9 protein-coding genes, 1 tRNA gene and 1 pseudogene are annotated in these 5,282 nt (G+C 37.9%); 10 read left to right on the forward strand and 1 reads right to left on the reverse strand.

Annotated elements, in window-relative coordinates:
* The first annotated feature begins 169 nt into the window (after nt 1–169).
* The 9 genes and pseudogenes from QME45_14330 to QME45_14370 all read left to right on the forward strand — a co-directional run bounded on the left by QME45_14330 (nt 170) and on the right by QME45_14370 (nt 4,462).
* Nucleotides 170–538, forward strand: a complete 369-nt coding sequence (locus QME45_14330; protein ID MDI6619807.1) for a GntR family transcriptional regulator — start codon at nt 170–172, stop codon at nt 536–538.
* A 37-nt stretch (nt 539–575) separates the two neighbouring features.
* Nucleotides 576–743 (forward strand): annotated as a pseudogene (locus tag QME45_14335) (ATP-binding cassette domain-containing protein).
* Nucleotides 742–1,284, forward strand: a complete 543-nt coding sequence (locus tag QME45_14340; protein ID MDI6619808.1) for an ABC-2 transporter permease — start codon at nt 742–744, stop codon at nt 1,282–1,284. The pseudogene QME45_14335 and the gene QME45_14340 overlap by 2 nt, the downstream one beginning before the upstream one ends.
* A 73-nt stretch (nt 1,285–1,357) precedes the next feature.
* Nucleotides 1,358–1,891: an RNA polymerase sigma factor SigY gene (gene sigY / locus QME45_14345; GenBank protein ID MDI6619809.1), complete on the forward strand. Its 534-nt coding sequence runs from the start codon at nt 1,358–1,360 to the stop codon at nt 1,889–1,891.
* Nucleotides 1,888–2,256 (forward strand): hypothetical protein, encoded by a 369-nt coding sequence (locus QME45_14350; GenBank protein MDI6619810.1) that lies wholly within the window; start codon nt 1,888–1,890, stop codon nt 2,254–2,256. Before sigY ends, QME45_14350 begins: the two co-directional genes overlap by 4 nt.
* Nucleotides 2,253–2,588 carry a zinc ribbon domain-containing protein gene (locus QME45_14355; GenBank protein ID MDI6619811.1) on the forward strand — a complete coding sequence of 112 codons (336 nt, stop codon included), beginning with the start codon at nt 2,253–2,255 and terminating at the stop codon, nt 2,586–2,588. The genes QME45_14350 and QME45_14355 overlap by 4 nt, the downstream gene beginning before the upstream one ends.
* A 3-nt stretch (nt 2,589–2,591) precedes the next feature.
* Nucleotides 2,592–2,798, forward strand: coding sequence for a PLDc N-terminal domain-containing protein (locus tag QME45_14360; protein ID MDI6619812.1), 207 nt, complete (start codon nt 2,592–2,594; stop codon nt 2,796–2,798).
* A gap of 1 nt (nt 2,799) precedes the next feature.
* On the forward strand, nt 2,800–3,720 hold the full coding sequence (locus QME45_14365) for an ABC transporter ATP-binding protein (GenBank protein ID MDI6619813.1): 921 nt from the start codon (nt 2,800–2,802) through the stop codon (nt 3,718–3,720).
* Complete coding sequence (locus tag QME45_14370; protein MDI6619814.1) at nt 3,704–4,462, forward strand: hypothetical protein; 759 nt, start codon at nt 3,704–3,706, stop codon at nt 4,460–4,462. The genes QME45_14365 and QME45_14370 overlap by 17 nt, the downstream gene beginning before the upstream one ends.
* Before the next feature lie 70 nt (nt 4,463–4,532).
* On the opposite strand, the gene QME45_14375 is transcribed toward QME45_14370, so the two are convergent.
* A complete protein-coding gene (locus QME45_14375) occupies nt 4,533–4,658 on the reverse strand; it encodes a hypothetical protein (GenBank protein ID MDI6619815.1) in 126 nt (41 codons plus the stop codon).
* A gap of 241 nt (nt 4,659–4,899) precedes the next feature.
* On the opposite strand from QME45_14375, the gene QME45_14380 reads away from it, so the two are divergent.
* Nucleotides 4,900–4,983: transfer RNA gene (locus QME45_14380), tRNA-Leu, on the forward strand.
* Nucleotides 4,984–5,282 lie beyond the last annotated feature (299 nt).

The raw sequence follows: 5,282 nt of genomic DNA on the forward strand, positions 1-5,282 counted from the left end.
CACTCATTCGTCGCTCAAAATAACATAATCCTATTTATGCCTGATTTCAAATTGCAAATTGAAGTTTTATTTTATTTTTTATTGACGTATGTGTAATTACTGTATATAATATGTATATACAGTAATTACTATATATAGGGTATCTGAATAATAAGGAGACACGCATGCGATGGATATCATTATTTCTAATTCCTCTGAGGAACCGATTTATGAACAGATTGCAAAACAGATTAAGAATCTTATAATGAGCGGAAAACTCTGTGAAGGCCAGATGCTGCCGTCCATAAGAAGCCTGGCAAGGGAACTTCAAATAAGCGTGATAACGACAAAGAGGGCTTATGAGGAGCTTGAGAGAGACGGCTATATTGTTACAAGGCCAGGCAAGGGCACATATATTTCAGCTCAAAATAAGGAGTTCATGAAGGAAATGAGGCTGAAGATCGTAGAAGAGAAACTTTCCGAAGCAGTTGATGCAGGGAAGTCCATCGGCCTGAATTTGGAGCAAATGCAGGAGATGCTAAAGCTCCTGTATGAATAAAGCCGCATATAGTTTAAATGACAAGGGAGGTATTAAAGTGGAACCTATACTGGAGGTTAAAAATCTAAGAAAAAATTATAAGGATTTCAGCCTGAAGGATATAAGTTTTAAACTCGACAGAGGTTATATAATGGGGTTTATAGGCCCGAATGGCGCAGGCAAAAGCACGACTATAAAGCTCATCATGAATCTTTTAAAAAAGGATGGCGGGAAGATCAATTTTTATAATACCATATGTTTCAATATTGACCGCAATCAACAGTGACGAAAAAAACAAAGCCGAGCCTATGCTGATCAGCCTGCCCATCGATAGATCCCTTATAGTAAGGGCAAGGTATGTATCCGTATTTATATATGCAGCAATCGGCACGATTGAGTATGTCTTAATGGAAGCGGCTTTTGATATGCTTAAAATATCTATAGAATTAAAACCTATAACTTTTGATATTCTATCAATATCAATATTAGGGCTTGCAATATGTTATGGCATACTCTTTCCAATAACTTATAAATTCGGGTATGGTGCCGGAAGAATTATCAACTTTATTATGGTCTTTATAATATTCTTCGGAATAAATAGTGCAATAGGTGCAGCAAAGAAATATACTGCATCAAAATCCATAATGGACTTTTCAAACAGCCTGTCACGAGGCGATATCGTAACGGGGGTATTGATATTGGCGCTTGTCATATATACATTATCATATTTTTTTTCAGTCAAATTATATAGAAGCCGTGAGTTTTAATATATGGGGCGTTTAAGCGTCCCATTTTGAACTTTTTTTGATATGATCCGTTACATTTATGAAAGGTGAGCAAATGATGGACGAAGCAGAATTGGTAAATGATGCAAAGAGCGGCGGCAGGGAAGCTTTGAATGTTCTAATAAATGAAAACTACAATACTGTCCTCGGGTATTGCATTAAAATGACGGGAAATACATCATATGCTCAGGACATAGCGCAGGAGACGATGCTGAAGGCGGTTTTGAATATAAAAAAGTTCAGACCCGATTATAAATTTTCATCATGGCTTATAAAAATTGCTGTTAATACATACAGGGATTTTTTAAGGAAAAACAGGATAACGGATTCGATCGATGGAGTGGACCTGTTTGAGCCTGTGAACATAGAAGGGTATGTCATCGACAAGATGTACTGCAAACAGGTCATGGAGATATTGCTGAGTTTACCGTATAAAAAAAGGGCTGTATTTATATTGAAACATTATTACGGGTATAAATATGAAGAAATTGCCAAAATAATGGATTGCCCCATAGGGACCGTAAGGTCAAGGCTTCATTACTGCATCGATTATATACTCGATGAAATGGAAAGAAGGAAAATGATATGAGAAGGGATAAAAAGACCGGTGCTTGTCATAAAGAGGATGATTATGAATCCTGCGAAAATATTAAACTCAGTAAAAAAACAAAAAAGGCATCGGATATGCTTGATATATTTAAAGAGCCTGAAATTTTTGCAAATGCTTCTGAAATCATACGCAAGGCACAAATTATCCGGGCTAAAAGAAGGGATAAAAAAGAGATGATTCTCTTTCTGGCGGTATCATTTGCTTTTGTATTTTTGCTTGCCGCAGCTGCCTTTATCGACATTAAAACGGTAATCGCTGTGGAATGTGCCGTATATTTTGTATTGCCTTTAGCGGCGGTACCTGCGATGGTTCTGAGAAAAGGCGGAATCGAGGTGCGAAAATGAAATATTATATGATCATATTGCTGGCTCTGCTTGTCATATTGCAGGCAGCATGGATTTTTACAGATGCTAAAAGGAGATATGAAAGGTATTACTGGCTGTGGGGTTTGTTCGGGCTTTTGAATGTTCCGTCGTCTCTGATAATATATCTTATCGTGACGAGGCATGGAAACACGACATGCGGAAAATGCGGCGCATCGGTACCGAATAGTTTTAAATATTGTCCAAATTGCGGCAGCAGTTTAAAAAAATTGGTATGCCCCAACTGCGGCATGCCGGTCAATAGAAAATGGATATATTGTCCGAATTGTTCAAGAAAATTAAAGGAGGGATGATCCATGTTTGATAATCTCAGCGCACTGGAAATAATAAAGCTATTAATGCCGTTATTGATAATACAGCTTGCGCTTATGATATTTTCAATGTACAGGCTTTTTAAGGACAAGGCAAAATATCTGCCCAAGTGGGCATGGTTTCTGATAATACTGCTTGGCGAAATCATAGGCTCCCTTGCATTTCTTATATTCGGAAGGGAGAAAGATTAGCATGATAGAAGTCAGGAACTTGACAAAGAGGTATGGCACAATCGAAGTTTTAAAAAATATAAGCTTCAAAATAGAGTCCGGGTCCATTTATGGTTTTTTAGGAAGAAACGGTGCGGGCAAAACGACTACGATGAATATACTCACAGGCCTTTCAGGCTATGATGCAGGAGAAATACTGGTGGATAATATGAATCTTGGTGCAATCAGAAGGAAGATAGGCGGAAAAATAGGATATCTTCCGGAAAATCCGGCTTTTTACAATTATATGAACCCTGTGGAATATTTAAGCTTTATCGCAGACATAAGAGGCATGAAAAATAAAGACAGTCAAATAGGAAAACTGCTGGAGATTGTAAATTTGAAAGATGCCGCAAAAAAGAGGATAGGCCGGTATTCGAGGGGGATGAGGCAGAGGCTTGGGATAGCTTCGGCTCTATTGGGCGATCCTGAGATAGTATTTTTGGATGAGCCTACATCTGCATTGGACCCTGAGGGAAGGCTCGATGTTCTGGACATGATTCTGAAATTAAAAAAGCAGGGAAAGACGGTTTTCCTGTCGACTCATATATTGAATGATGCAGAAAGAGTGTGCGATCATCTGAGCATTATCGATAAAGGCAAAATAATCATATCCGCAAGCTTGGATGAGCTAAAAAAGAAGTACACGCTGCCCATATATGATATTGAATTTGAAAAAGCTTGTGGAGAAATAAAAGACAAGTTTTCTGATATAAGCTGGATAGACAGCATAAAAGTAAAGAACAATACCGCAAGCATTTATGTTAATGATATCGACAAGGCCAAGTCAAGGCTTATCTATGAAACAGAAAGGCTGAACAACCCCGTAATCTCATTCAGGATAAGGGAAAGCAGCCTGGAAGATATATTTATAAGGATGGTGAAGCATGATGCCGAAATTTAAGGCATATTTCAAAAAGGAGATAATCGAATCCGTAAGGCAGTATAAATATATTATAATGGCCGCCGGTATCATATTGTTTGCCATAGCCGACCCTATCATGCTTAAGGTCTTGCCCGAAATGCTTAAAGGCCAGCTTTCCGGTGATATAAGCTCGCTTATCAAGATAGATTTTAATATGGCTGTGCAAAACTATATAAAAGACCTAAGCCAGATATCGTATTTCATAGTAATACTGGCGCTGATGGGAATACTAAGCGATGAGATCTACAAGCATAAGCTTGTTTTTCCATACACAAAGGGCCTAAACCCCGCCGCATTGGTATTATCGAAAGTGCTGCATTATTCTATTGCACTTGTAATATTGATATTTGCCGGTTTTGCAATAAATTATTATTATGCATACACTCTATTTGAAGGGAATGTTATTCCTTTCAGCAAGGTAATGTCATATGCTATGTATATTTCGATCTATTATGTATACACAGTGGTATTGCTTACATTTTTTAGCAGCCTGTTTAAAAAGTCCATACTTGCTGTAATATCACTGCTGGTTGTCGATGCTATATCCGCCGCACTTATGAATATTTCAAAAATATCCGCTTTTATTCCTGCAAGGCTTCTTTCCGTGGCAGGCACGCCTGATATGGCAGATATAACAAAAACAATCGTTTCAGTTGCAATATTATGCATAATATTCTTTACCGCAACAGTGATCAGAATGAATAGAATTGAAAACTTATGACACCAGATGGGAAAAATCAAATGGTAGGCATAAATCACAATACAGATGCACATAACAAAAACAAGTCCGGTTAAGGTTTTAATCTTAAGGAGGACTTGTTTCTGCTTAAAGCTTTTTTACTGCCCTTATCGAGGGATTCCCTCAAACAATCTTCAATAACATCGGCAGTAATTTTGAACGATTTGTTTTTCTTCATTCAACCATCTCCTTTCATTTATCAATCATCTTATTTTAACATTTATCATGTACTATTGCAACATATTTTATGGATTTTTTACAAAGAAGTGGGGGGTGAATCATGTATCCCAAAGCATGCTGCATACATTACGAGCAAGCCATGATGAACGCATTTACAGAAATCGGAAACCGAAAGAAAAAATTATTATTGACTGGAATTTATAAACGTAGTATAATCTAAAATTGCAAGGCAGAAAAATGCGGGGATGGCGGAATTGGCAGACGCGTACGTTTGAGGGGCGTATGGGATGACCGTGCGGGTTCAAGTCCCGCTCTCCGCACCAAAACAGATACCATCTATTGATAAAAGAAATTTTATCGTTAGGTGGTTTTCTTTTTGTCCGAAAGTCCAGCAACACTGCGGCCTCTGGGCTCTAGACGTTTTGTCGTGTATCAAAAGCTGGTGGTTTACAGAGGTGGTTTTCGAAGATTACCAGGATGCGAACCTAAGGCTACAAAGGGCTTATTTATAACGATTTCAAGGCCAAATCGTTAAATTTGAACACCTTTCCTTCATTTACCTCCTTCCTTGAGTTTCCGCAAACTGTAACTAAAAAATGAATGGATCTGTTCGAAATGCCAA

It is taken from the genome of Clostridiales bacterium (assembly GCA_030016385.1).
In the GTDB taxonomy this organism is placed as follows: domain Bacteria; phylum Bacillota; class Clostridia; order Clostridiales; family Oxobacteraceae; genus JASEJN01.

Coding starts and splice junctions, on each gene's coding strand:
- QME45_14330 (MDI6619807.1), top strand. CDS start 170: ATGGATATCATTATTTCTAATTCCTCTGAGGAACCGATTTATGAACAG.
- QME45_14340 (MDI6619808.1), top strand. CDS start 742: ATGGCGGGAAGATCAATTTTTATAATACCATATGTTTCAATATTGACC.
- sigY (MDI6619809.1), top strand. CDS start 1,358: ATGATGGACGAAGCAGAATTGGTAAATGATGCAAAGAGCGGCGGCAGG.
- QME45_14350 (MDI6619810.1), top strand. CDS start 1,888: ATGAGAAGGGATAAAAAGACCGGTGCTTGTCATAAAGAGGATGATTAT.
- QME45_14355 (MDI6619811.1), top strand. CDS start 2,253: ATGAAATATTATATGATCATATTGCTGGCTCTGCTTGTCATATTGCAG.
- QME45_14360 (MDI6619812.1), top strand. CDS start 2,592: ATGTTTGATAATCTCAGCGCACTGGAAATAATAAAGCTATTAATGCCG.
- QME45_14365 (MDI6619813.1), top strand. CDS start 2,800: ATGATAGAAGTCAGGAACTTGACAAAGAGGTATGGCACAATCGAAGTT.
- QME45_14370 (MDI6619814.1), top strand. CDS start 3,704: ATGATGCCGAAATTTAAGGCATATTTCAAAAAGGAGATAATCGAATCC.
- QME45_14375 (MDI6619815.1), bottom strand. CDS start 4,658: ATGAAGAAAAACAAATCGTTCAAAATTACTGCCGATGTTATTGAAGAT.